Genomic DNA, 23,874 nt, shown 5'->3' with positions numbered 1-23,874 from the left:
TGGACCTAATCAAACAAACTTTTGGCCCTATGTTTTTACCCCCATTTTGGGCTGATAATTTGATCAAGAATCAGACAAACTCGCCAGGCGGCAGGCCCCCTTAAGCCTCTTCCCGGCACAGCCCCAGGAGGTCCCGTCATGGATGGTGGAATGAACGACAATGACATCAGCAAAGTGGTTGCAGCCGACAAGGCACATGTCTGGCATCACCTGACGCAACACAAACCGTTTGAGACCAGCGATCCGCGCATCATCATTGAAGGCAAGGGCATGTCGGTCTGGGATCAGAACGGCAAAGAATATCTGGATGCCGTCTCGGGGGGGGTCTGGACCGTGAATGTCGGCTATGGCCGCACTGAAATCGCCGATGTGATCCGCGACCAGCTGGTCAAGCTGCCCTATTTTGCGGGCTCCGCCGGGTCCATTCCGGGGGCGATGTATTCCGAACGCCTGATTTCCAAAATGCCGGGGATGAGCCGCGTTTATTACACCAACTCGGGATCCGAGGCGAACGAGAAAGCGTTCAAGCTGGTGCGCCAGATCGCCCATAAACGTTATGGTGGCAAGAAAACCAAGATCCTCTACCGCGACCGCGACTACCACGGTTCCACGCTGGCGACCATGTCCGCAGGCGGTCAGGATGAGCGCAACGCGCAATACGGCCCCTTCGCGCCTGATTTCATCCGTGTGCCGCATTGCATGGAATACCGCGCCCAGTGGGATCTGTCGGGTGAGGAATATGGCAAACGTGCCGCTGACGCGATTGAAGAGGTCATTCTGGCCGAGGGCGCCGATACCGTGGGTGCGCTCTGCCTCGAACCGGTCACCGCAGGCGGTGGCGTGATCACCCCGCCTCCGGGCTATTGGGACCGCGTGCAGGAAATCTGCAAGAAATACAACATCCTGCTGCATATTGACGAAGTGGTCTGTGGCGTCGGACGCACCGGCACATGGTTTGGCTACCAGCAATATGGCATCAAGCCGGACATCGTGACCATGGCCAAAGGGGTTGCCTCGGGCTATGCCGCAATTGCCTGCTGCGTAACCACTGAAGAGGTGTTCGACCTGTTCAAGGACGACATGTCTGACCCGCTGAACTACTTCCGCGACATCTCCACCTTCGGGGGCTGCACCGCGGGTCCAGCGGCGGCCTTGAAAAACATGGAAATCATCGAGGATGAAAACCTGCTGGAAAACTGCACCAATATGGGCGACCGCATGCTGGGCAACCTTCAAGCCTTGATGGAGAAGCACAAGGTGATTGGTGATGTGCGGGGCAAGGGCCTGTTCCTTGGTGCTGAGCTGGTCTCGGATCGCAGCAGCAAAGAGCCGGTCGCCGAAAAGGATGTTGGTGCTGTTGTGGCGGAATGCGGGGCGCAGGGCGTGATCATCGGCGCCACCAACCGGTCAATTCCGGGGCTGAACAACACCCTTTGCTTTAGCCCGGCATTGATTGCCACCGCAGATGATATTGACCGGATCACTGATACGGTTGACCGCGCACTGGGCAAAATCTTCGGGTAAGTCCAGTCAAATTGGACGGGTGAAATCAGACAAAGGCGGACCTTGCAGAGAGGTCCGCCTTTTTTGATGCTCAGGCAGCATCACATCTGAAAGGATCCCCAATATGTGGCCCAGCCCCGTCACCCTATCCGACACGGACGTCACTCTGGCACCGCTTTCCCATGACCATCTGACGGGTTTGCAAGAGGCCGTGGTTGATGGCGAGATCCACCGGCTCTGGTACACTTCCGTCCCTGCCCCGGACAGGATGGAGGCTGAGATCACACGCCGCCTGGCGCTGCAGGATGCAGGGTCAATGCTGCCTTTTTCGGTTCTCACACCAGATGGCAAGCCTGTTGGAATGACCACCTACATGAATATTGACGCCGCCAACCGACGTGTTGAAATCGGCTCGACCTGGTATTGCAAATCAGTGCAACGCGGCCCCGTGAACACGCAGGCCAAACGCCTATTGCTCACCCATGCCTTTCAAAATCTGGACTGTATTGCCGTCGAGTTTCGAACCCATTTCATGAACAGACAAAGTCGGGCGGCCATCGAAAGACTGGGCGCAAAATGCGACGGAGTTCTGCGCAGCCACATGCTCGGCCCGGAGGGGGCATTGCGTGACACAGTTGTGTATTCCATCATCGCATCCGAATGGCCTACCGTTCGACAAAACCTGACCTGGGCGCTGGAAAAAAGTCGAAAACAGGCACCTTAAGCACGGCTTTAACAACAAGTCCAAATTGCTTAACAGTTAAGTCCAGTATATGATGAATTCATGTCCGTTCCCGTCGAAACATTTTTTCTGGATCCTGACGCGCAAGGCACATTGCAGGCGCAGATCCAGCAGATGATTGCCGAGGCAATTCTGTCCGGCCGTCTGCCACGTGGTGAAAAGCTTCCGTCAACCCGCGCCCTTGCCAAACATCTGGGGGTCAGCAGAATCACGGTGACCCTGTCCTACACCGAACTTCAGGCCTCGGATTATCTTTCCTCGAAAGGAAGGAGTGGCTTCTATATATCTGAAAATGCTCCAGAGCCTCCATCTTTCCAACCACGACACCGAACCGAGGACAAGGTGGATTGGAACCGGGCCATTGGGCATTCCTTCAGCGAAGTCAGCACCCCGCAAAAGCCGCAGAACTGGAGGCAGAACCGATACCCCTTCACCTATGGCCAGTCTGACGAAACCCTGTTTGACCACAACTCCTGGCGTCTTTGCGCCCTGAAGGCGCTTGGGCAGAAAGACCATGATTCCATGGTTCGGGATTATTATGATCAAGATGATCCAGAGCTGGTTGAATTCATCGCAAGACATATCCTTCCCCGCCGCGGAATTCTGGCCCGTCCTGAAGAAATTCTGATCACGCTGGGGGCGCAGAACGCCCTTTGGCTTTCCGCCCAGATCCTGTTGACGCAGCGCCGGACAGCGGCGATCGAAGATCCGTGCTATTACTCTCTGCGCGACATTCTTATGCAAAGTCGCTGCCACCTGGAGCCCATCGCTGTCGATGCCGATGGACTGCCACCAGAGGCGCTTCCAGATGGGACGGACGTGATTTTTGCCACCCCCAGCCATCAAAGCCCAACAACTGCGACCATGCCACTGGAACGCCGGAAACGCCTGTTGGATCGCGCTCGTGAGCTGGATGCGCTGGTTGTTGAGGATGATTACGACTTCGAGATGTCGTTCTTACAGCCCCCTTCCCCCGCCCTCAAATCGCTGGATAAGGAAGGGCGCGTGATCTATGTTGGCAGCTTCTCCAAATCCCTTTTTCCCGGCCTGCGACTTGGCTATATGGTCGGGTCCGAACCGTTCATCCGCGAGGCCCGCGCCCTGCGCTCAACCGTTTTGCGCCACCCCCCCGGCCTGATCCAGCGCAGCGTCGCCTATTTCCTCTCTCTCGGTCACTACGACGCCCTGATCCGGCGCATTGGCAAAGCCTACGAATCGCGCCGAAATGTCATGGAGCAAGCCATCTCGGAACATGGCCTAACCGCTTCTGGCAGTGGTGTTTTTGGCGGATCCGCCTTTTGGATGAAAGCCCCTGAGACCGTGGATACAACCGAGCTGGCCGAACAGTTGAAAGCGCAATCGGTGTTGATTGAACCCGGAAAGCCCTTTTTCGCTGGCAGCGGCCGACCGAAAAACTTCTATCGCCTCGCCTATAGTTCAATTCCGACCGACCGCATCCCGAAAGGGATTTCGCTGATTGCTCAGGAAATCGACAGACTGCGCTAACTGGTTATATTTCAGATTTCCAACTGGCCCTATTTGCACCTGTTTTCACGACCTATCATCAAGTCAGAAAACAGGCGCATTTGCCACCGCTTGCGAGAAGAGGAAATCCATCCATGAAAATGACCACAGAAGAAGCATTTGTAAAAGTCCTGCAAATGCATGGGATTGAGAATGTGTTCGGAATCATTGGCTCTGCCATGATGCCGATCTCAGACATTTTCGACGAGGCCGGCATCACCTTCTGGGACTGTGCCCATGAAGGATCAGGCGGTTTCATGGCGGATGGCTATACCCGCGCCACCGGGAAAATGTCGATGATGGTGGCGCAGAACGGCCCCGGCATCACCAACTTCGTGACCGCGGTGAAAACCGCCTATTGGAACCACACACCGCTGCTTCTGGTGACACCACAGGCGGCCAACAAAACCATGGGCCAGGGCGGTTTTCAGGAAATGGAGCAGATGCGCGCCTTTGCCGATTGCGTCTGTTATCAGGAGGAGGTCCGTGACCCATCGCGTATGGCCGAAGTTCTGAACCGGGTGATCATGCAGGCCAAGCGCAACTCGGCCCCCGCACAGATCAACGTGCCGCGCGACTATTTCACCCAGGTGATCGACATCGACCTGCCGGCCATCGTGGATTTCGAACTGCCGCAAGGGGGCGCTGAGGCGCTGGATCAGGCTGCTGCGCTGTTGTCAGAGGCCAAGTTCCCCGTCATTCTGAACGGCGCTGGTGTGGTCATCGGCGGAGCGATCGAAGCGTCCAAAGCCCTGGCGGAACGTCTGTCGGCCCCGGTCTGCTGTGGCTATCAGCACAACGACGCCTTCCCCGGCAGCCACCCCCTGCATGCAGGCCCCCTTGGGTATAACGGATCAAAAGCCGCGATGGAGCTGATTTCGAAAGCCGATGTGGTGCTGGCGCTCGGAACCCGTCTGAACCCGTTCTCGACCCTGCCCGGTTATGGGATCGACTACTGGCCGGCACAGGCCAAGATCATTCAGGTCGACATCAACCCGGATCGAATTGGTCTGACCAAACCCGTCAATGTCGGGATCGTCGGGGATGCCAAACAAGTCGCCAACACCATTCTTGCAAAGCTTTCGGATACCGCGGGGGATGCAGGACGCGACGAACGCCTGAACCTGATTGCCACGACCAAATCGGCCTGGGCACAGGAACTGAGCTCAATGGATCATGAACAGGACGATCCGGGCACCACCTGGAACGAGCGCGCCCGCGCAGCCAAACCGGATTGGCTCTCGCCGCGCAAAGCCTGGCGGGCAATCCAACAGGCGCTGCCCAAAGAGGCCATCATCTCATCCGACATCGGCAACAACTGCGCCATCGGCAACGCCTATCCTTCATTTGAAGCGGGTCGCAAATACCTTGCACCGGGGCTGTTTGGTCCCTGTGGCTATGGTCTGCCCTCGGTGGTCGGCGCCAAGATCGGTTGCCCGGACGTGCCGGTCGTGGGCTTCTCTGGTGATGGCGCATTTGGTATTGCCGTGACCGAATTGACGGCCATCGGTCGCGAGGAATGGCCTGCAGTCACGCAAATTGTCTTCCGCAACTACCAATGGGGCGCAGAAAAGCGCAACTCGACCCTGTGGTTTGACGACAATTTTGTCGGCACCGAGCTGGACACCCAGGTGTCTTACGCCGGGATCGCCCAGGCGTGTGGCCTGAAAGGTGTGGTTGCACGCACTCAGGACGAGTTGACCGCTGCACTGGATCAGGCCATCAAGGATCAGAAAAACGGCATCACCACCCTGATCGAAGCCATGATCAATCAGGAACTTGGCGAACCGTTCCGACGCGATGCCATGAAAAATCCGGTCAAGGTCGCGGGTATTTCCAAGGATGATATGCGCCCGCAGCAGGCAAAGTAGTCTCCTCTGGGGCTGCGCCGTGATGGCGACGTGGCCCCTTTTACGACTGAAGAGAGCGCCCCTCCTCCTATCGGCGCTCTCTTATTTATCGGAAGGGCCACCCCATGAAACCCCTTGAAACCCTTTTGAAAAACGCCGCCCGGTCCCGGTTTCGCATTGTTCTGTCCGAAGGGGCGGACCCTCGGGTGGTTGAGGCAGCCTTGCTTGCCGAGCGGGACGGGATCGCCCGTATGATCCTGATCGGCGCACCAGAAGAGGTCGAGGCGGAGCTGTCTCGGCAAAATGCGCCCAAGGATCATGGCATCACGGTGTTTGATCCCCAAACATCCTCCCTTCTGCCAGAGCTCGCCTCTCTGTATCATCGCCTGCGCGCCCATAAGGGCATAAGCGCAGAAGAAGCCTTGAGCATCGCACAGGATCCCCATGTCTTTGCCGCCCTTCTGGTCAAATCCGGTCGCGCCGACGGAACGGTTGGCGGCGCCGTCGCAACCACTGCGGACATTGTGCGCACAGCCATACAGGTGATTGGCCCGGCCCCCGGCTCCAAACTGATTTCATCTTTCTTCCTGATGTTGTTCTGCGCGGATCATCACGCGAGGAAAGGCGCACATATTTTTGCCGATAGCGGTCTGGTCGTGGATCCGAATGCCGAAGAAATGGCGCAAATCGCGGCTGCGTCCGCGGTCAGTTTCGAGGCGTTGACCGGCGAGGTTGCGCGGGTTGCCATGCTGTCTTTTTCGACCCATGGCAGTGCACAACACAACTCGGTCAGCAAAGTGGTGACCGCAACGGAGCTTGCCCGCAACGCCAACCCAAAATTGCTCATCGACGGTGAATTGCAGTTTGACGCAGCTTTTGATCCTGGCGTGGCAGAGAAAAAGGCCGGGCTTTCTCCGCTGAAGGGCGAGGCGAATGTGTTCATTTTCCCCAATCTCGAAAGCGGGAACATAGCCTATAAGATTGCACAGAGGATCGGCGGAGCTATTGCGATTGGCCCGATTTTGCAGGGCCTCGCGAAACCGGCAAATGACCTGTCGCGCGGCTGTTCGGCCGAAGATGTCTTGCACATGATTGCAGTGACCGCGGCCCAGGCAACCGCGCAGCTGGGTGATGTCAGCTAACAGCCCGCTCTGACAGGGAAATGGAAAGAAGGGTTGCGCCAACAATTTCGTCCACCGTGGCCCCTCTGCTCAGATCGCAAACCGGCTTGCGAAACCCTTGCAATATTGGTCCATACGCATGGGCACCTGCGAGCTCCTGCAACAGCTTATAGGCAATATTTCCGGCGTTCAGATCCGGGAAAATCAGCGTATTGGCGACCCCGGCCCCTCCCGCTCCTTTTCGGGCTGCAATCATGGGATTTAGCGCAGCATCCCCCTGAATTGGCCCAAGAAACCCTGTGGCTTCTGCCGCGGTCTTTACCTTGTCCACCAACGGGCCAATACCCGAACTTCCCGTAGAAAAAGACAAAAGCGCCACGTCAGCCCTGCCCAACAGAACACGTGCCGACCGGGCGGACGCCCGCGCGATATCCGCAAGTTCAGCTGCACTTGGGTCCGTGTTGACGGCACAATCGGCAAGAACCAACTGCCGCCCATCCGGCATCTCCATCAGGAAAAACGAGGACGCGGTGCGAATACCGGGCGCATATCCGACCGCCAGGGCGGCGGCCTCAATCACGCGGCGAGTTGGCGCGATGGCCCCGGCAACCATGACATCTGCCTCACCACAGGCCAGCATTGCGGCCGCCCGGATCAGGGGACGCGCCAACATGCGTTCAGCAATGGCGGCCTTCATTGGGCGAGCTGCCATCAGGGCATCAAACTGCGCCTGACTTACATCCGGCAATCCCAGCGGCTCCGCCAGACCTTCTTTTTCAAGACGGGCCATCGCCTGAGTGACGCGTTGATCATCGCTTTCTGGAAAGACGACTCGCAGCGAATGATTGCGCGCCACGTCTTTTGCTTTTTCCAGCATGTCCATCCACATCCCCCGCGCTGTCGCGCCAGCGGGGCATCATCCCCCGTTGACCGATCTATACCACGCAACGATTGCTGCCCGTTCAGCAGGTTCCATAAAGGACAGGTTTGCCGGGGGCATCGCATTTGTCACGCCTGCCTGTAGATAAACCGCCTTTGCCTGCCGGGCAATCTGTTCAGGCGTGTCCAGCCGCACCCCTTTGGGGGCAGAGGCAATCCCATCCCAGAACACTTCCTCCGCATGACACATGGAACAGCGCCCCAGCAGAATTTCATGCACCTCTTCAAACCCCTCAGCCTCAACAAATCTTTGTTGCGTCGGGGTGAGCGACACCGACTCTGTCTCGGAATATGGAGCGTGAAACTGCGGTGCTGCCGAAAGATAAACAATTGCTGCAAACAAAAACGCGGTCACCCCCCATGTCCAGTTTGGACGTCCTTGTCGCGCATGCATCGTATTGAAATAATGTCGTATCGACACCCCCATGAGGAAAACCAACGACGCGATGACCCAGTTCATCGAGCTGGCGAAAGCCATCGGATAATGATTTGACAACATTAGAAAAATTACAGGAAGGGTCAGATAGTTGTTATGGGTGGACCGCTGTTTTGCGATCTTGCCGTATTTTGCATCCGGTGTGCGGTGCGCCAGAAGATCAGCCACGACAATCTTTTGATTGGGAATGATGATCAGAAACACATTGGCCGACATGATCGTCGCCGTGAATGCACCCAGATGAAGCAACGCCGCCCGCCCAGTAAACACCTGAGTATACCCCCAGGCCATGATCACCAGGAGGATAAAAAGCAGGAGCATCAGTCTTGTGTTGTCTTTTCCCAGCGGGCTTTTGCACAAAAGGTCATAGACCAACCAGCCAAAAACCAGAGAACCACCGGAAATCAAAACCCCGGCCCAGGTTGGAATGTCCAGCCTGTTCGGATCAATCAGGTAAAGTTCTGCCCCAAGATAATATACAAGCACCAACATGACAAAACCGGAAAGCCACGTCGCATAGCTTTCCCATTTGAACCAGACAAGGTCATCAGGCATTTTCTCAGGTGCAACGAGGTATTTCTGGATGTGGTAGAACCCGCCCCCGTGAACCTGCCACTCTTCACCAAACGCTCCATGAGGCAAATCTGCCTCCCTTCGCAAACCAAGATCCAGCGCGATAAAGTAAAAAGACGAGCCGATCCATGCGATCGCGGTGGTCACGTGCAACCATCTGACCGCAAACTCGATCCATTCCATGACAATCACGCTGTCCAATGTTTTTCTCCCCTGGATAACTCTTAGGTGCCGGGCATTTTCAGAACCCGCCTCCCTAGAAAGAAACATCGAACTTCAAATTGTCAACAATCTTGCACGCGTGCCCCGCTTTGCCCGGCCATCAAGCCCTCGAAACAAGGCAGTTGTCCCAACCAGACAGGAGTACCTCAACCTCAAGCCACCTCCTTCTCACTTTCAAAACTCATCCCAATCCTCATAGGTATGGTCCGCTTCGACCTGCTGTGCGATTGCTACCGAGCCTTGGGGGCCCGGGAGGGGGTGGGGATGGATGGCACTCTCTTCAGTTTGTGAAATGGGTTCGACAAAAACATCAGTTTCAATGATTTGTGCTGCAGGCCGTTCCGCCTGACCGGTTTTGAAACGGGACATGGTACTGGTCAGCGTTTTGGCCTCACATGTCAACGAATGGCTGGCTGCGGTTGTTTGTTCAAACATGGCCGCATTTTGCTGCGTCACCTGATCCAACTGGTTTACCGCCTCATTGATTTCCGCGAGACCTGCGCTCTGCTCTCGTGCAGATATGGCTATTTCTCCGACATTCCGGCTGATTTCACTGACACTTTCCACAATCCCGACCAGGGCTTCTCCCGCTTGGTCCACCAGATGCACGCCACGTTTCACCTGGCTGCCTGAAGCGGAAATCAGTTCATTGATCTCTCGTGCAGCGTCAGAAGAACGTTGCGCCAGGGCCCGCACTTCCGAGGCGACCACCGCAAAGCCCCGCCCCGCCTCACCCGCGCGTGCCGCTTCAACCCCGGCATTCAACGCCAACAGGTTGGTCTGGAACGCAATATCGTCAATCACGCCGGTAATTTTCGAGATTTGCAGGGACGAGGTTTCAATCTCGCCCATGGCCTCTACGGCCTCCCGCACAACCTCGCCAGAAACTTCTGCATTTTTCCGTGCGCTTTCAACCACTTCATTGGCATGCGCTGCACCATCTGCTGCGGAACGCACCGATGATGTCAGCTCATCCAGCGCCGCGGCTGTCTCCTCCAGCGTGGCTGCCTGCCTTTCGGTTCGCTGTGACAGATCATCCGCTGCATTCGAAATCTCGGACGCTTCCCCCTGGATCATCTCGGCATTCTCAACCACCCCGCGCATCGCTGTAAGAAGGTTGTCAACAGCCCGGTTGAAATCGTGGCGAAGCTGTTCGTAATTCTCGGAAAACGCATCCGAGATCTCGGTGGTCAGATCTCCGTCCGACAAACGGCTCAACCCCTCGCGCAGCGCGTCAACTACACGGTTCTGGGCCGCCTCCATCTCAGCCCGACGAACCTCAGATGCCTCTATCTCCCGCCGCGTCTCCGTAACATCCGTCGCTATCAAAACGATGTTCAGCAGATTGCCCTTGTCACAAATGACAGGGGTGATGCCCCCCTCAAGCGTGACCCTTCCAACCTCTGAACTGACCAGATCATATCGGCCAAATACGCTTTCGCCCCTGTGAATGGCCGCAAGAATATCGTCCACTTTGCCCTGTTCCATCTTTTGCTCTTTGAGCAGGCCCTCAAGTGTCAGGTCATCCAATTTCGGTCCCGCACCCAGGATTTTTCTGAAGAGGTCATTGCTTTTGCTCGCAACCCCATCAGGTGCGAACTCGATCTTCACCTGATTGCTGTCGATCGACGAGAGCAGCGCGTTGTTCATGAAATCTTCGGTGACATCCACCCATTCCACCACATAACCGATCGGATTGCCGTCGGGGCCATGCACCCGGTTGATATCCAGATTCAGGCGGAGATTTGTCACAGAAATTGTCGCACGATAAGGCAGGTTTTCTTCCTGCAACAAAAGATTTCGGACACGTTCACGTAGCGCCGGGGGATGGAAAAGATCAGCGTTTTTCCCGATGATATCCTTGGCGGTAAAATCAGGAGCACACTCGCGCAGCCTTGCCTCATGCTTTTGCAGGAGCGCCATGCCTGCTTCATTCATGTGAAGGATATCCAGGTCATTGTTCACCATCATGATCGCCGCCGAAGAAGACGAGAATGCGGCGCCGCGAAATTCATTTTCTCTGGCGGTTTCTTCTGCCTCCAACAATGACAGGCGAAACTGTTCAAGCGATTTGGAAATTTCACCTATTTCATCACCACGCTCGGTTCCATCCACCTTTACCTTGTAGTTTTTTTTCCCGATTTCAGCCATTGAACGTGTCACTTTGGCGAGAGGATTGACCAGACTTCGCGAGAACCAAAGTGCGACAACAGACACGAGAGCCGTGACAATCAAGCCGTTCAGAACCAGCATGTTGAGCAGGTCACGAACCCCTGACATCACCTCAGACATATCCTGTTCAGCAATGACCGCCCAATTTTTTCCCAGCGCATTCAGGGGGGCAAATGCCACAAGAACACGTTCCCCCCCATGCCCTTGAGTTTCCAAACTACCGCTTTCCCCCGCCAGGGCCATCTGCACAGCCAGCGTTTCGACCCGTTCCGACCTATTATGCACGCTGCCATCCCTGTGTGTTTCACCTGCGCCGGATCGATGGAGAAAATCTCCTCCTACAAAGTAAACTCGACCGGTCTGGCCAAGCCCTGTCGGAGCGTTGGCGATACCAGAAATCAGGGTGTCGGAAATCTGATAAACGAGGGCCCCGACACGTCCGCCTTGCCGGTCGAAAATGGGATGGGCAATGAATGCGGCGGCGCCTCCGGCGCTTGGCGCATAGGGGGAGAAATCTTCAAATGCCGTCTCACCAGCCCCAAGTTTCATCACCTGCTGATACACGCGGGCCAGGCCTGACTCCCGGAATTTTCCGGTCTGCAAATTGGTCGCGAAGTCCTCTTCTTTCTTGACCGAGTAGATGACGTTCCCCTCCAGATCGACCAGAAACACATCATGGTAGCCATAGGTTTCAAGCATGGCCCGAAACTCATCATGGGTCTGGGCATGGACCGTGGAATAGGTGCTGTTATCACCTGACCAAGACAGGTCAGCGCGCTTTCCCTGCGGGTGTGGGTTGTCGGTTATAAAGGTTTTCTGAAGCTCCTGCTGCGGATCATCCAACAAGCGCCAGGACCTTGCAAAGCTGTTCATTGTGCGAACGGTTGCATTTCTGGTCGCCGCCACAACGATTTCAGCAGAAATCGCTGTCAGATCACGTTCCAGTCGCTCTCGTCGTTCCGTTCGCAAGGCCTCTAGCGACTGAGTTGCCAATTTCATCAGTTCCTGGCTTTCAGCCCGGTAGGACACCCAGGTTGAAACCCCGACAGACACCAGGACCAGAGAAACCATTGCAACAGGCAACAGCACGGCAATTGAGAACTTGCTCAGAAAGCGCATTGACACTCCATTCTTTCAACGAGGGGGCAAAGCTCTCCCGACTGAAGTTCTCGAAAGGCAGCTTCAACATCCCTTAAAAGTCGCTCATTTTGTGACAGACAGGCATGAAGAATTGTTTAAACGACGCCCGACGGGAGGGCACCGACGCGCGCGCCTGCTTCGCAATCCTGACCACAACACAAAAGGGCGGCCAATGCTGGCCGCCCTCAACATATTGATTTCACAGGTTTTACTGGAAAACGGCGTTCGGATTGTCCAGGCTGTCAGAGCCTTCTACCTCCATCCCCTCAGCCCCAATGATGATCACAGCACGTTCGATATTGCGGGTCTGGGCCACCAGTTTGTCGACCGCATTTTGAACAAGCGCGCCACCGGGATGGTCAACCCCCAGCATCTGGTCATAAGACGTTCCACTTTCCGCTGCGGTTCGAATATCGCCCAACGCCATCATGGTGGCGTTCATATCCCCCAGCAATGCACCTGCCAGTGCGGCATCTTTTTCCGACACGAGATCATAAAGCGAGGGTCCTTCGACCACGGTTCCATCCACGCGCACATAGCGCCCCGTATAAACATTTCGAATGCCCAAACCGTCGAAGTAATGCGAGTTATGAGTATTGTCCGAGAAGCAATCATGTTCTTCTTCCGGATCATTCAGCATCAGGCCAAGTTTCATCCGCTCACCTGCCTGTTCCCCGTAAGACAAGCTGCCCAGACCGGTAAAGGCCATGACGATGCCTTTCCCTGTATCGGTGGTGACATCGGTGCGTCCCTGCCCCCCCTCGGACCAGTTGGCCACAGCCTCTTCAAGATCTTGGATCAGCAGATCGGTCGCCGCCACCAGATACTGAGCCCGCCGATCGCAATTCCCCCCCGTGCAGTTCGCCAGGTCAAAATCCGTTGCAGGACGGGTACCCGCCCCGTGATCCGTTCCCGAAAGGTCCTGCCCCCAGAGCAGGAACTCGATCGCATGATATCCCGTGGTTACATTGGCTTCGATCCCCTCCACCTCATGCAGGTTTGCCAAAAGCTGCGGGCTGATCGTGGTGGCATCAATCATCGCCCCCGCCACGTTCAGCTTGGCATTTGCGATGAGGTTTGCCGTCGAGAAGGGGTTTTCTTCGTTTTCGCCGTAATCTGCCGCGATATAGTCGATCAATCCTTCGTCAAGCGGCCAGGCATTCACTTTGCCTTCCCAGGCATCCACCGTCGGGTTTCCGAACCGGAAAGCTTCGGTCTGCTGGTAGGGAACCCGGGCCCGCAACCAGGCGGTTTTGGCGGCAGCAAGCGTGGCGTCACCCGGTGAGGCGACCAGCTCTCCCACGGCGGTTCTCAGGTCTTTTGCCAGGCTCAGACTGTCTTCATACCCGGCCAGGGCAATATCGGCATAGGTTTCCAAAATGGCTGAAGGATCGGCAGCAAAGCTTGAAACGGTGGAGCCCATCAGGAACGGGAGGGCCAGGAAAGATGTACGGATCATGATTATCCTCATGTATTGCAAGTATTGGCACCGGCAATAGATGAGTCTTTTAGTCAAGTAAAGTTATTTCATAGTATTTTTGTCGGATTTAAACCTCCCTGCCCTCCTCCCTCCTGATCAGATCAGAACATTTCTCAGCAATCATAATCGTGGGAGCATTGGTGTTGCCGCTGACAAGAAGCGGCATGACAGATGCATCCGCCACCCGCAGAGCCTCTAAACCGTGCACCCTCAATTGCGAATCCACCACCGCGCCGGCATCCTCCCCCATGCGACAGGTGCCAACCGGGTGGTAAATCGTGTCAGCCCGGGCGCGAATATGTTCCTCCCATTCTGCATCACTCAGGCCATCCTCTACGCCGAACAACTCCCTATGACGGTATTTTGCCATTTCAGGAGCTGACAGGATCTGCCGGGCAATTCGCACCCCCCGCACCATCGCCTTTATGTCATCAGGGTGGTGCAGGAAGTTCGGGTCAATCAAAGGCGGCGCCATGGGATCCGCCGAGCGCAACCCCACCCGCCCGCGCGATTTAGGTCGCAACAAACAGACATGACAGGAATACCCGTGCCCATAATGCAGCTTGCGCGCATGGTCATCCACAATGCCGATCACAAAATGGGTCTGAATATCAGCCCGGTCCACAGAAGGGTCCGACTTAAAGAAACTACCCGCCTCCGCCATGGGGCTTGCCACCATCGACCGACCATCACGACGCCATCGGAGCATATGGCGGATAAACTGCACGCCAGCGCGCAGGCCAATCCCCAAATTATCCCGGTCACGGGTCTTGAATGACATGGTGAAATCCAAGTGGTCCTGCAAATTCTGCCCCACACCTGGCAACACATGCTGCACCTCGATCCCATGCGCGCCAAGCTCCTGCGCGCATCCGATACCGGACAATTGCAATAATTGGGGCGAGTTGAAGGCGCCACCACACAGGATCACCTCTCGCCGTGCGCGCAGCTCACATCGCTTTTCATGCCTCTGGTAGGCAACCCCAACCGCCCGCTTGCCCTCAAGCAGCACACGCGTGGCATGGGCATGTGTCAGAACCGTGAGGTTGGGACGGTCAAGAACCGGATGCAAATAGGCGGCCGCAGCAGAACAGCGTTCCCCGCGTCTTGCGTCGTCATGGAACTGGGTCACCTGGAACAGCCCAGCGCCCTCATTGTCCTCGCGGTTGAAGTCATGGATCTCGGCGATCTGAACCGCCTGATGCGCCTTTACAAAAGCACGAGAAATGGGGCGCGGTGCAAGCTGCTCGCTGACCTGCAAGGGGCCATTGACTCCATGCCAGGCATCCGCCCCGCGGATATTGTTTTCAGCGCGTTTGAAATAAGGCAGCACATCCTGCCATCCCCAACCATCGCAGCCCGCCTCTCTCCAGGCGTCAAAATCCGCCGCCTGCCCGCGCACATATAACATTGCATTCAGGCCGGAGGATCCCCCAAGCATACGTCCGCGCGGCTGATAGCCAAGGCGCCCGTTCAGCCCCTTTTGCGGCACGGTCTGATACGCCCAGTTGTTCAGCTTCACCGGGCGCCCTGGCAACATGGCCACCACCCCCACCGGCGCACGCACCAAGAGGCTTTTGCCAGCCCCCCCGGCCTCAAGCAGACAGACCTCGACCGAGGGATCTTCGCTCAGACGCGCGGCCAACACAGACCCGGCAGACCCACCACCAACGATCACATAGTCAAATTCCATCATCCCCTCCGCAGACTGCCCCCCTATCGAGCCAGCATCCACGCCGCGCTGTCCATGGGAAATGTCAAATCCAAAGCCAGACCTCACGTCACCCGGACCGCAAAGTGAGAAGACCATCTGGCATGAGAAGGATTGGCCCGACCCGGCCCGCGGTGGCGGAAGCGGTGGTGCGGTTTGAAGGGGCGGCGGCGCGTTTTTTTGACACGCCGCATCTGGTGGAATTTGCCGGGGAGCGGGTGGAGATTGTGGTCAGCGTGGTGGAGGAAAGTGCGAGTGGGCAGCCGCTGCGCACTCAAACTCAATTACCCTAACGATGCTGTCCCTCTGGGTTCTTCCCAAATAGCTCACTATAATCAATAGATTGCAGATTTTCACCCAATGCGCCCGCAATCAAGCTATCCAAGTCCTTATGCACGTTCCTTACACGTGGAGAACCAAAGTATAAAGGGTAGTACGGCAGTGACGTAAGTACCACGTAGTCCTTTCCATCTCTTCTTATGAGCTTTATTGAGGCTCCATCTCTCCCAAAGTCGCCAACGGTCCAGCGCACGCATTCACCGCTTTGTGCTTCTTTGGTACAGTGGGATTGGTATTTTTTTCCTGTAGTTGATTTCAGGGCGCTAAGTTCTTCAGCGGTTATGTGCCGCTCCAGCCCGAAATAGGTACTATAACTCTGCCCCCCTCTACCGATACCAACTACAAAAGCGGCAGCAAAAAGCAAAGCCCCAAGAAGCCCCATTAGCACGATGGTCAGTAAAATCGTTTTTGTCATTTGAACGCCTCAATTATGTTCGCAATACCATGTCTCGCCGTGAAAGACCAAAATCCGTGGTTCCCAACATTCACGAGATTTCTGGGAGCAATAGTTTCTAGTAGGCCAGCGGGACTATTCGAAAGCGGGTCAATGCTTTTCAATCCATCCTCGGTTAGACTGGCAGAAACAGTGTTAGTTATTTCCACCCTTTCTGATGCCCCATGAGGATCTGAACCAGCTGGCTGCACAAGCCGACACTGCCCCCAGCGCACGGGTCCATTTCGGACTTGTGTTGGCACTTTTGTTTGATGCCGGGATGCTGAGATACGCCCCGAAACCTAAACATCCGACTCGGACGCCTTCGGACGTTCGGGCGGACGACATCCAAGAAAATGATATTTTTCTTAAAAATCAGGTGCTTGATGGTGCCCCCACACGGACTCGAACCGCGGACCTACTGATTACAAATCAGTTGCTCTACCAGCTGAGCTATAGGGGCACGCCCTCCCTTTACTCAACTCTTTCGGGGGGTTCAAGCCTATTTCCCAGCGCGCGCCAGCATGGCAACAGCCACCAGCCCGACGGCAATCACCATCAGCGCCGGAGGGGCCGCCTGCTCCAGTTGTTCCAGGGAGGCCTGTTCATAGACACGCGTTGCCAAAGTGCCGTAATTAAAGGGCCTCAGCAGCAGGGTGGCGGGAAGTTCCTTGACGCTATCGACAAAAACCAGAAGCAGTGCCGTGCCAACCGATCGACGGATCAGGGGGACGTAAACTTCGGCCAATGCCCCTTTGGCTGATCGTCCAAGCGAGCGTGCGGCCATGGGAAGGCTGGGGGAGACCCGCTCAAACGCTGCATCTGCGGTGCCCTGGGCAATTGCAAAGAATCGCACGCAATAGGCATAGATCACCGCAAAAGCGGTGCCTGTCATCAACAACCCGGGATCCCACCCGGTCACAGCCAGCACACCATCCGCAAAATAATTATCAGCCGCCGCCATGGGGATCAGGATCCCCACCCCCAGAACTGCCCCGGGTGCCGCATAGCCAATTGTGGTAAGAGGCATCAGCTTGCGGGGCAATTGGCGCCCGGACATGCGCACGCCATAGACCAGAAACAACGCACCGATCACCGAAACGGCGGCCGCCGCGCCGCCCACGGTCAGCGTATGCACCAATGCCGAGAGCAGCCCGTTTGAGAACCAAAACTCCGGTTTATTGATGGCGTGATACGCCAGCACACCCACCGGCAGGACAAAGCCGATCACGAAGGGCACCGCGCACAGCCCAAGACAGAGAGCCGCATGGAACCCGGTCAGGTGCCGCGCTGTAACCGGACGACTTTGCCGGGAGGTGCGATAGAAACGCGACCGTGAGCGGCTGATTTTCTCCATGGCCGCAAGCAGGAACACGAAGCCCAGGATCACCAGGGCGATCTGGGCAGCTCCACCGGCATTGTGGCTTTCAAGCCAGACCGTAAAAATCCCGGTTGTGAGCGTCTGCACGGCGAAGAAATCCACCACCCCGAAATCGGACAGTGTCTCCATCATGACAATGGCAACCCCGGCCGCGATGGCCGGGCGGGCCAGTGGCAGCCCCACGCGCCAGAACCGCGCCAAGGGGCCTGCCCCAAGCGCACGGGCGACTTCATAGGCATCCCCCGATTGCTCGCGCAGGGCCGTGCGCACCAGCAAGAACACATATGGGTTCAATGCCGCTGTCAGCACGACAATGGCAGCCCAGCGCGACCGAATCTGAGGAAACCAGTAATCTTGTGAGCTTTCCCAGCCGAACAGGGACCGCAGCCCCGTCTGCACCGGTCCGGCATATTCCAGGAAATCCACCAACGCATAGGCCCCGACATAGGCAGGAATGGCAAGCGGGGTCAAAAGCAGCCACTGCATCGCCCGTGATCCCCAGAACCGATACATGGTCAGCATCCAGGCCGATCCGGTGCCAATCGCCGCTGATAAAACCCCAACTGACAGACAGATCACCAGCGTGTTGATCGTGTAACGCGGCAATGTCGTGGCCATCAGATGCGGCCAGGCGTTTTCCTCGGGGGTCAGGGCCATCCAGACGATGGACATCAGGGGCATCAATACCAACAGCGCAATCACCCCTGCCCCCACGGACCACGGGCTGACGCTCCAGCGCAGAGGACGATGGCGCTGGGGATTGGAGCCGGTTAGCTGAGTGTTTTGCTCGGTCATACACTGCCCTTACCCTTATTGGGTTTCCCTGTCCAGAAAAGCGGCTTATGTTTATGGAAAAGCAGTTCAGGACACCTGTCCTTCGGCGCAACAGCGAACCCCGCCGTCACCACCTCGCAGCAATTGGCGGCGTTCTGGTTTGATGCGGGCAAAAACCGCTGACAAGACAAAAGGATACAGGCCGGGATGAAAATCTCCTTTCACATCGGGGCCCATTGCACGGACGAGGAACAGTTGTTGCGGTCTTTGCTCCGCAACTCTGGTGTTCTTGCGCGCGAAGGGATCTGTGTGCCCGGCCCCAGCCGCTATCGGGGGGTTCTTGCGGATGTGCTGAACAAGCTACAGGGGGCCAAGGCCGACCTGGACACGCAGGAAATGCTGATTGAGCATTTTGTTGACCTTGAAGACGCGGAAAGAATCGTCTTTGGGCATGACAATTTCCTCGGCGCCAGCTTCAGGGCCTTCGAAGGCGGCGTGCTCTACGGTTTGGCGGAGCGAAATACCAAACGCCTGCGCAACTTGTTTCCGATGCATCAGGTCGAATTTTTCATGGGGATGCGGGATATTTCCACATTTCTGCCCGCACTGGCCGCAAAGGTGCCCGAGGACAAGTTGCATCAGCTTCTGGCAGGTGTCGACCCACGCCACCTTTACTGGTCCGACACGCTGCATGCGATACGGGAAGCCACGCCCGACTGCCCTATCACGGTATGGTGCAACGAAGATACGCCGTTGATCTGGCCCGAAATCCTGCACGAAGTGGCCGGGCTGGACCCGGAGGTCAAACTGATGGGGGGGCTGGATATTCTGGCCCAGATCATGGCCAGACCAGGGATCAAACGCCTGCGCGACTACCTTGCCTCACATCCGATCCACAATGAAATCCAACGTCGACGGGTTCTGGCCGCCTTCCTCAGCAAATACGCCCTTGAGGAAGAGATCGAGGAAGAAATTACTCTGCCCGGCTGGACACAGGACCTGATGCAGGAGTTGTCGCAGTCTTATGACGACGACATGCTCGAAATCAAATCCATCCCCGGCGTCACGTTGCTGACTGCCTGAGCTGTCTCAGAAATCGAGACCAAGATCCACAGTGCGTGCCGAATGGGTCAGCGCGCCGGATGAAATATAATCGACCCCCGTGGCTGCGATGGAGGCAATGCGATCGAGTTTCACATTGCCGCTCGCCTCGGTGGTCATACGTCCATCCACCATGGCAACGGCCTTGCGCAGCATGTCGTTGTCCATATTGTCAAAAAGCACAACCGAGGCCCCACCAACCTCAAGAACCTCTTCCAGCTGGTCGAGGCGATCTACCTCGATCTCAACCGCCATCATATGGCTGGCGCTGGCCTTGGTGGCTTCCAGCACCTGGCGCACACCGCCGGCGGCGGCAATATGGTTGTCCTTGATCATGATCGCATCTGACAGGGAATAGCGGTGGTTGAACCCGCCCCCATGCAGCACGGCCAGCTTTTCAACGATCCGCAGCCCCGGCGTGGTTTTCCGGGTGCAGGTCACGCGGGTCTTCGTGCCCTTGGTTTCAGCCACAAACCCTTCGGTCATGGTGGCGATCCCGGTCAGACGACCGGCAAAGTTCAGCGCCACACGCTCACCAGACAGGATCGAGCGCGCCGATCCCTTGATCTCCATCAGCACATCCCCCGCCTTGCAGGGGTGCCCATCAGCAATATGCGTCACGATCTCAAGCGACGGATCCACGAGGCGAAAGGCAATTTCCGCCACCTGCATCCCGGACACAACCGCGTCTTCACGCGCGTTCAACCGTGCTTCATAGCTGGCATTGGGCGCGATCACGGCACGGGTGGTCACATCCCCATAGCTGCCAAGATCCTCCATCAGTGCATTGCGCACCATAGGTTCAAGGATGAGATCAGGAACAGAAGCATAACTCATTGTATTTCCTCGCAAACCTTCGCCCGTATTTCGAGCGCCTGCGTCAGTGTCATCGACGATCGCAGCCCCAACCCGGCAACAGGTTCCGGGTAGTCGGACCGCTCATGTGCGCCGCGGCTTTCGCGCCGTTCCAGCGCCGCTGCGGCAATCAGGGTCGCGGTGGCAGACATGTTCATAAAGGCAAGGCTCTGCGCCTGTTCCGCCTCAAGCCGTGCAAGTGTCACAAGGGCCGTTTTCAACCCGGCCTCATCGCGCACCACCCCCACATGTTCGGTCATGGTCTGACGTAACTGGGCCACGGCCTGCGCATCCGGGGCCTGTCCACGCCCTTGAAACTTCAGCTCAATCTCGGGCGCATCCTGCCGCTTTCCCACTGCTTCGGAGATATCCCCGGCGCAAAGACGGGCATAGACCAGCGCCTCCAACAGACCGTTTGAGGCCAGGCGATTTGCCCCATGAAGCCCGGTCGAAGACGCTTCACCGCAGACCCAGAGCCCGCCGATACTGGCGCGCCCCTTTGTATCGGTGGCAATGCCCCCCATGTGGTAATGCGCAGCAGGGGCCACGGGAATGGGCTGTGACACCGGGTCAATCCCATTCCGGGCGCAATATTCGGCCACGGACGGAAATTGCGTCAGGATCCCCTGCCCCAGAGCCTCGCGCGTATCAAGCATGGGGCGATTGCCCGCCTGCACCTCAGCAAAGATTGCACGGGCAACCACATCGCGCGGAGCAAGCTCGGCATCCGGGTGCACATCCAGCATGAACCGCTTGCCATGCTTGTTGATCAGCACCGCCCCTTCCCCCCGCAGGGCTTCGGTCGCAAGCGGGGCCGGATCCTCCCCCACATCCATAGCGGTGGGGTGAAACTGCACGAACTCTGCGTCGTCAATCCGCGCGCCAGCGCGCGCCGCCATACCAATCACCTGCCCACGAATGCGGGGGGGGTTGGTGGTCAGCGCATAAAGCCCGCCAGAGCCACCACCGGCCAACAGATGAGCCGCGCCTTTGAGAAGGATTGGTGCGGAGCGGCTTTCGTCGCTTTCGGTGATCATCACCCCGGTGACGCGACCCTGCTCCACCTGCAGATCCACTGCCATTGTGCCTTCAAGCACCTGGATCGAAGAGCTGGCCCGCACCTGTTCGATCAGCGCGGCCATGATTTCAGCCCCGGCCTGATCCCCTTTCACACGCACGACCCGCGCAAAACTGTGCGCTGCTTCACGGGACAGGACATATTCGCCGGTTTCGGTGCGATCAAAGGGCGTGCCCAAGCGGGTCAGGTCAAGAATATGCGCACGCGCTTCGCGGGTCACCATGCTGGCGACATTGCGATCAACCGTGCCGGCCCCGGCACGTTCCGTATCCACCGCATGATTTTCCGGGCTGTCATCGGCATCCATTGCCGCAGCGACCCCGCCCTGTGCCCAGGCCGAACTGGCCCCTTCGCCAAGCGGTTCGGGTGAGATCATCACAACCGGCAGCGGAGCGAGTTTGAGCGCCGCATAAAGCGCGCCCATCCCGGCCCCGACAATGACAATGCGGTCAGTTGTGATCACCTGCATCTGGTTCAGAGGCCCAGTTTGCGCGAAAGGTCGATCATGCGCTGCACGGAAAGACGCGCCTTGTCCGCGACATCGGCATCAACCTCCACCTGGTTTTCCATCGTGTGCAACACATAGAGCACCTTTTCCAGCGTGATCTTTTTCATGTAGGGGCACATGTTGCACGGGCCAATGAAATCCACTTCAGGCAACTCATCGGCAATATTCGATGCCATCGAACATTCCGTGATCAACATCGCCTGAGCCGGCTTTTCCTCGGTGACATATTTGATGATGCCGCTGGTTGAACCGGAATAATCCGCCTCGGCAACCACGGCCGGGGTGCATTCCGGGTGGGCAATCAGGCGTGTGCCCGGGTTCCATTCACGGAAATCGCGCAGGTCCTGAGGGGTGTATTGCTCGTGCACAATGCAGGATCCGGGCCAGAACACCACATTCTTGTCCGCCTCATTGGCCACGTTCTGCGCCAGGTATTGGTCCGGCGTCATGATGACCGTATCACTTTCCATCGCGTTCACGATCTGAACAGCGTTGGCAGAGGTGCAGCAGATATCCGAAGCGGCTTTCACCTCGGCCGTCGTATTGACGTAAGACACCACAGGAGCCCCGGGGTATTTCGCACGCATTTCTTCAACGCCTGCTGCCGTGATGCTTTCAGCCAGCGAACACCCTGCTTCCATATCCGGCATCAGAACCGTTTTTTCAGGGCTGAGGATCTTTGACGTTTCCGCCATGAAGTGCACACCACATTGCACGATCACATCCGCCTCGACATCCTGCGCCTTCATTGCCAGCTGCAGGCTGTCGCCTACAAAATCAGATACGCCGTGGAAAATCTCGGGTGTCATGTAGTTATGCCCCAGGATCACCGCATTACGCTGTTTCTTCAGCTCGTTGATCGCCTTGATATAGGGGGCATAGATCGCAAAATCCATCGGCGTGACGACCCGGTTCATCCGCTCATAGATCTCGGGCATGCTTGCGGCAAGATCAGGGGACGGTGCAAGGTCATAATGGCTGGCGAGCGTGGAGCGGACGAGCGTGAGATCGAGCAACGGGAACTTCTCCGTAAATGAGCGTTGCCGTTCCATAAACAATTTCACCTGCAGTCACAGCAAAAATCTGAACCATCAGCGGAGAAATCCCCTATTTTTCACCGCCAGCGCCACTGATAGGCCCCAAAAGTTCCCTTTGAGAAATGTCATTTCACGCGGGATTGCATGAAAAAGGCGCCCGGCACCTGAATGCCGGACGCCTGAAACCTGTCAGAAAAAGTGCCGCTCAGGACATGCCCAATGCTTCCTTATACATCTCAAGCACGGCTTCCTCTTCGGCGATGTCATCCTTGTCGCGCTTGCGCAACGCAATCACCTTGCGCATGACCTTGGTGTCATAACCGCGCGATTTCGCCTCGGCCATCACCTCTTTCTGCTGTTCAGCGATATCTTTCTTTTCCAGCTCAAGGCGCTCAAAACGCTCGATAAACTGGCGAAGTTCGTCGGCGGTCACACGGTAGGTCGTGTCGGGATGGTATTCGTCCATTCTGTCCTCTCGGGCGTTTCAGTTTTGTTCCGAATGTTGTTGGATGACATGAGTATCGACAAGCGTTCTCACCTTCAAGGGGTTGCGCGAGACTAGAATGCGGGTTAGGCGCTTTGCCACCAACGCTGGCGTTTTTTGGTTTGACCTGAGGCAAGGGACAGGCCAAACGGCCGCGAGCTAAGTCAATGTATTGGGCATTTCGGAACGACCCTGACGGTCACCTTTTTTTCCGAAGCGCGTTACTGGGGGAAATAAGATGGAATGGCTGATCATTGTCGGGGCGGTTGTATCCTTTGTCGGGCTAATCGGGCTGGTCACCTCTGCCGTGAAGGTCATGAAGGCCAAACGCGCCGGTCTTGACGACGCCGCCCTGCGGGCGCGCATTCAAAAGGCGATGGTGCTGAACATGGGCGCGCTGGCGCTGTCGGTGCTTGGCCTGATGTGCGTGATCTTGGGAATTTCTCTGTCGTAACGGCGGGTTGAAAAGCC

Annotated in this window: 19 protein-coding genes and 1 tRNA gene; 8 read left to right on the top strand and 12 right to left on the bottom strand. The window is 56.9% G+C overall.

What is annotated here, in order from left to right:
• The first annotated feature begins 138 nt into the window (after positions 1-138).
• The 5 genes from K3J57_RS04290 to pta all read left to right on the top strand — a co-directional run bounded on the left by K3J57_RS04290 (position 139) and on the right by pta (position 6,761).
• Positions 139-1,524 carry an aminotransferase family protein gene (locus K3J57_RS04290; protein ID WP_259778853.1) on the top strand — a complete coding sequence of 462 codons (1,386 nt, stop codon included), beginning with the start codon at positions 139-141 and terminating at the stop codon, positions 1,522-1,524.
• Positions 1,525-1,627: 103 nt separating this feature from the next.
• Positions 1,628-2,227, top strand: coding sequence for a GNAT family N-acetyltransferase (locus K3J57_RS04285; RefSeq protein WP_259797233.1), 600 nt, complete (start codon positions 1,628-1,630; stop codon positions 2,225-2,227).
• A 60-nt stretch (positions 2,228-2,287) separates the two neighbouring features.
• Positions 2,288-3,751 carry a MocR-like pyridoxine biosynthesis transcription factor PdxR gene (pdxR, locus tag K3J57_RS04280; RefSeq protein WP_259786455.1) on the top strand — a complete coding sequence of 488 codons (1,464 nt, stop codon included), beginning with the start codon at positions 2,288-2,290 and terminating at the stop codon, positions 3,749-3,751.
• A 113-nt stretch (positions 3,752-3,864) separates the two neighbouring features.
• Positions 3,865-5,640 carry a sulfoacetaldehyde acetyltransferase gene (gene xsc, locus K3J57_RS04275; RefSeq protein WP_259786454.1) on the top strand — a complete coding sequence of 592 codons (1,776 nt, stop codon included), beginning with the start codon at positions 3,865-3,867 and terminating at the stop codon, positions 5,638-5,640.
• 104 nt (positions 5,641-5,744) lie between these two features.
• Positions 5,745-6,761: a phosphate acetyltransferase gene (gene pta / locus K3J57_RS04270; protein ID WP_259794170.1), complete on the top strand. Its 1,017-nt coding sequence runs from the start codon at positions 5,745-5,747 to the stop codon at positions 6,759-6,761.
• Here pta and K3J57_RS04265 read toward each other — a convergent pair.
• The 5 genes from K3J57_RS04265 to K3J57_RS04245 all read right to left on the bottom strand — a co-directional run bounded on the left by K3J57_RS04265 (position 6,754) and on the right by K3J57_RS04245 (position 15,395).
• Positions 6,754-7,623: a phosphate acyltransferase gene (locus tag K3J57_RS04265; RefSeq protein ID WP_259794169.1), complete on the bottom strand. Its 870-nt coding sequence runs from the start codon at positions 7,621-7,623 to the stop codon at positions 6,754-6,756. The two genes, pta and K3J57_RS04265, sit on opposite strands and share 8 nt — an antisense overlap.
• A 33-nt stretch (positions 7,624-7,656) precedes the next feature.
• A complete protein-coding gene (locus K3J57_RS04260) occupies positions 7,657-8,871 on the bottom strand; it encodes a urate hydroxylase PuuD (RefSeq protein ID WP_259787008.1) in 1,215 nt (404 codons plus the stop codon).
• 213 nt (positions 8,872-9,084) lie between these two features.
• Positions 9,085-12,201, bottom strand: a complete 3,117-nt coding sequence (locus K3J57_RS04255) for a methyl-accepting chemotaxis protein (protein WP_259797231.1) — start codon at positions 12,199-12,201, stop codon at positions 9,085-9,087.
• A gap of 229 nt (positions 12,202-12,430) precedes the next feature.
• Entirely contained in the window at positions 12,431-13,681 is a 1,251-nt protein-coding gene (locus tag K3J57_RS04250) for an imelysin family protein (protein ID WP_259797230.1), read from the bottom strand.
• Positions 13,682-13,769: 88 nt separating this feature from the next.
• On the bottom strand, positions 13,770-15,395 hold the full coding sequence (locus tag K3J57_RS04245) for a GMC family oxidoreductase (protein ID WP_259797228.1): 1,626 nt from the start codon (positions 15,393-15,395) through the stop codon (positions 13,770-13,772).
• A gap of 122 nt (positions 15,396-15,517) precedes the next feature.
• Here K3J57_RS04245 and K3J57_RS04240 point away from each other — a divergent pair, with 122 nt between their 5' ends.
• The gene (locus tag K3J57_RS04240; RefSeq protein ID WP_259794165.1) at positions 15,518-15,706 is read left to right on the top strand and encodes a hypothetical protein; all 189 of its coding nucleotides are present in this window, start codon (positions 15,518-15,520) and stop codon (positions 15,704-15,706) included.
• Here the strand turns inward: K3J57_RS04240 and K3J57_RS04235 are convergent.
• From K3J57_RS04235 to K3J57_RS04225, 3 genes are all read right to left on the bottom strand, one after another.
• Positions 15,703-16,167 carry a hypothetical protein gene (locus tag K3J57_RS04235; protein ID WP_259794164.1) on the bottom strand — a complete coding sequence of 155 codons (465 nt, stop codon included), beginning with the start codon at positions 16,165-16,167 and terminating at the stop codon, positions 15,703-15,705. The two genes, K3J57_RS04240 and K3J57_RS04235, sit on opposite strands and share 4 nt — an antisense overlap.
• A gap of 405 nt (positions 16,168-16,572) precedes the next feature.
• Positions 16,573-16,648 (bottom strand) — tRNA-Thr (locus K3J57_RS04230).
• Positions 16,649-16,687: 39 nt separating this feature from the next.
• Complete coding sequence (locus tag K3J57_RS04225; RefSeq protein WP_259794162.1) at positions 16,688-18,361, bottom strand: ABC transporter permease; 1,674 nt, start codon at positions 18,359-18,361, stop codon at positions 16,688-16,690.
• 186 nt (positions 18,362-18,547) lie between these two features.
• On the opposite strand from K3J57_RS04225, the gene K3J57_RS04220 reads away from it, so the two are divergent.
• Complete coding sequence (locus tag K3J57_RS04220) at positions 18,548-19,423, top strand: hypothetical protein (RefSeq protein WP_259794160.1); 876 nt, start codon at positions 18,548-18,550, stop codon at positions 19,421-19,423.
• Between the two features lie 6 nt (positions 19,424-19,429).
• Here K3J57_RS04220 and nadC read toward each other — a convergent pair whose 3' ends face one another.
• The 4 genes from nadC to K3J57_RS04200 form a co-directional block, all read right to left on the bottom strand.
• Positions 19,430-20,278 carry a carboxylating nicotinate-nucleotide diphosphorylase gene (gene nadC / locus K3J57_RS04215; protein WP_259794157.1) on the bottom strand — a complete coding sequence of 283 codons (849 nt, stop codon included), beginning with the start codon at positions 20,276-20,278 and terminating at the stop codon, positions 19,430-19,432.
• Positions 20,275-21,843 carry an L-aspartate oxidase gene (locus tag K3J57_RS04210; RefSeq protein ID WP_259797226.1) on the bottom strand — a complete coding sequence of 523 codons (1,569 nt, stop codon included), beginning with the start codon at positions 21,841-21,843 and terminating at the stop codon, positions 20,275-20,277. Before K3J57_RS04210 ends, nadC begins: the two co-directional genes overlap by 4 nt.
• Before the next feature lie 5 nt (positions 21,844-21,848).
• Positions 21,849-22,898 (bottom strand): quinolinate synthase NadA, encoded by a 1,050-nt coding sequence (gene nadA / locus K3J57_RS04205; protein WP_055192425.1) that lies wholly within the window; start codon positions 22,896-22,898, stop codon positions 21,849-21,851.
• A 226-nt stretch (positions 22,899-23,124) separates the two neighbouring features.
• Positions 23,125-23,385, bottom strand: a complete 261-nt coding sequence (locus tag K3J57_RS04200) for a DUF2312 domain-containing protein (RefSeq protein WP_055191428.1) — start codon at positions 23,383-23,385, stop codon at positions 23,125-23,127.
• Between the two features lie 256 nt (positions 23,386-23,641).
• On the opposite strand from K3J57_RS04200, the gene K3J57_RS04195 reads away from it, so the two are divergent.
• Positions 23,642-23,857: a hypothetical protein gene (locus K3J57_RS04195; RefSeq protein WP_055191426.1), complete on the top strand. Its 216-nt coding sequence runs from the start codon at positions 23,642-23,644 to the stop codon at positions 23,855-23,857.
• The last annotated feature ends 17 nt before the right edge of the window (positions 23,858-23,874 follow it).

The organism is Aliiroseovarius crassostreae, from assembly GCF_025137635.1.
GTDB lineage: Bacteria > Pseudomonadota > Alphaproteobacteria > Rhodobacterales > Rhodobacteraceae > Aliiroseovarius > Aliiroseovarius crassostreae.
The sequence above is the reverse complement of the archived record's forward strand: the minus strand, read 5'-3'. Positions and strand labels throughout refer to the sequence as shown.

Excerpts from the sequence above, each read along its gene's own strand:
- K3J57_RS04290 (WP_259778853.1), top strand. The coding sequence starts at position 139 with ATGGATGGTGGAATGAACGACAATGACATCAGCAAAGTGGTTGCAGCC.
- K3J57_RS04285 (WP_259797233.1), top strand. The coding sequence starts at position 1,628 with ATGTGGCCCAGCCCCGTCACCCTATCCGACACGGACGTCACTCTGGCA.
- pdxR (WP_259786455.1), top strand. The coding sequence starts at position 2,288 with ATGTCCGTTCCCGTCGAAACATTTTTTCTGGATCCTGACGCGCAAGGC.
- xsc (WP_259786454.1), top strand. The coding sequence starts at position 3,865 with ATGAAAATGACCACAGAAGAAGCATTTGTAAAAGTCCTGCAAATGCAT.
- pta (WP_259794170.1), top strand. The coding sequence starts at position 5,745 with ATGAAACCCCTTGAAACCCTTTTGAAAAACGCCGCCCGGTCCCGGTTT.
- K3J57_RS04265 (WP_259794169.1), bottom strand. The coding sequence starts at position 7,623 with ATGGACATGCTGGAAAAAGCAAAAGACGTGGCGCGCAATCATTCGCTG.
- K3J57_RS04260 (WP_259787008.1), bottom strand. The coding sequence starts at position 8,871 with ATGGAATGGATCGAGTTTGCGGTCAGATGGTTGCACGTGACCACCGCG.
- K3J57_RS04255 (WP_259797231.1), bottom strand. The coding sequence starts at position 12,201 with ATGCGCTTTCTGAGCAAGTTCTCAATTGCCGTGCTGTTGCCTGTTGCA.
- K3J57_RS04250 (WP_259797230.1), bottom strand. The coding sequence starts at position 13,681 with ATGATCCGTACATCTTTCCTGGCCCTCCCGTTCCTGATGGGCTCCACC.
- K3J57_RS04245 (WP_259797228.1), bottom strand. The coding sequence starts at position 15,395 with ATGGAATTTGACTATGTGATCGTTGGTGGTGGGTCTGCCGGGTCTGTG.
- K3J57_RS04240 (WP_259794165.1), top strand. The coding sequence starts at position 15,518 with ATGAGAAGGATTGGCCCGACCCGGCCCGCGGTGGCGGAAGCGGTGGTG.
- K3J57_RS04235 (WP_259794164.1), bottom strand. The coding sequence starts at position 16,167 with ATGACAAAAACGATTTTACTGACCATCGTGCTAATGGGGCTTCTTGGG.
- K3J57_RS04225 (WP_259794162.1), bottom strand. The coding sequence starts at position 18,361 with ATGACCGAGCAAAACACTCAGCTAACCGGCTCCAATCCCCAGCGCCAT.
- K3J57_RS04220 (WP_259794160.1), top strand. The coding sequence starts at position 18,548 with ATGAAAATCTCCTTTCACATCGGGGCCCATTGCACGGACGAGGAACAG.
- nadC (WP_259794157.1), bottom strand. The coding sequence starts at position 20,278 with ATGAGTTATGCTTCTGTTCCTGATCTCATCCTTGAACCTATGGTGCGC.
- K3J57_RS04210 (WP_259797226.1), bottom strand. The coding sequence starts at position 21,843 with ATGCAGGTGATCACAACTGACCGCATTGTCATTGTCGGGGCCGGGATG.
- K3J57_RS04200 (WP_055191428.1), bottom strand. The coding sequence starts at position 23,385 with ATGGACGAATACCATCCCGACACGACCTACCGTGTGACCGCCGACGAA.
- K3J57_RS04195 (WP_055191426.1), top strand. The coding sequence starts at position 23,642 with ATGGAATGGCTGATCATTGTCGGGGCGGTTGTATCCTTTGTCGGGCTA.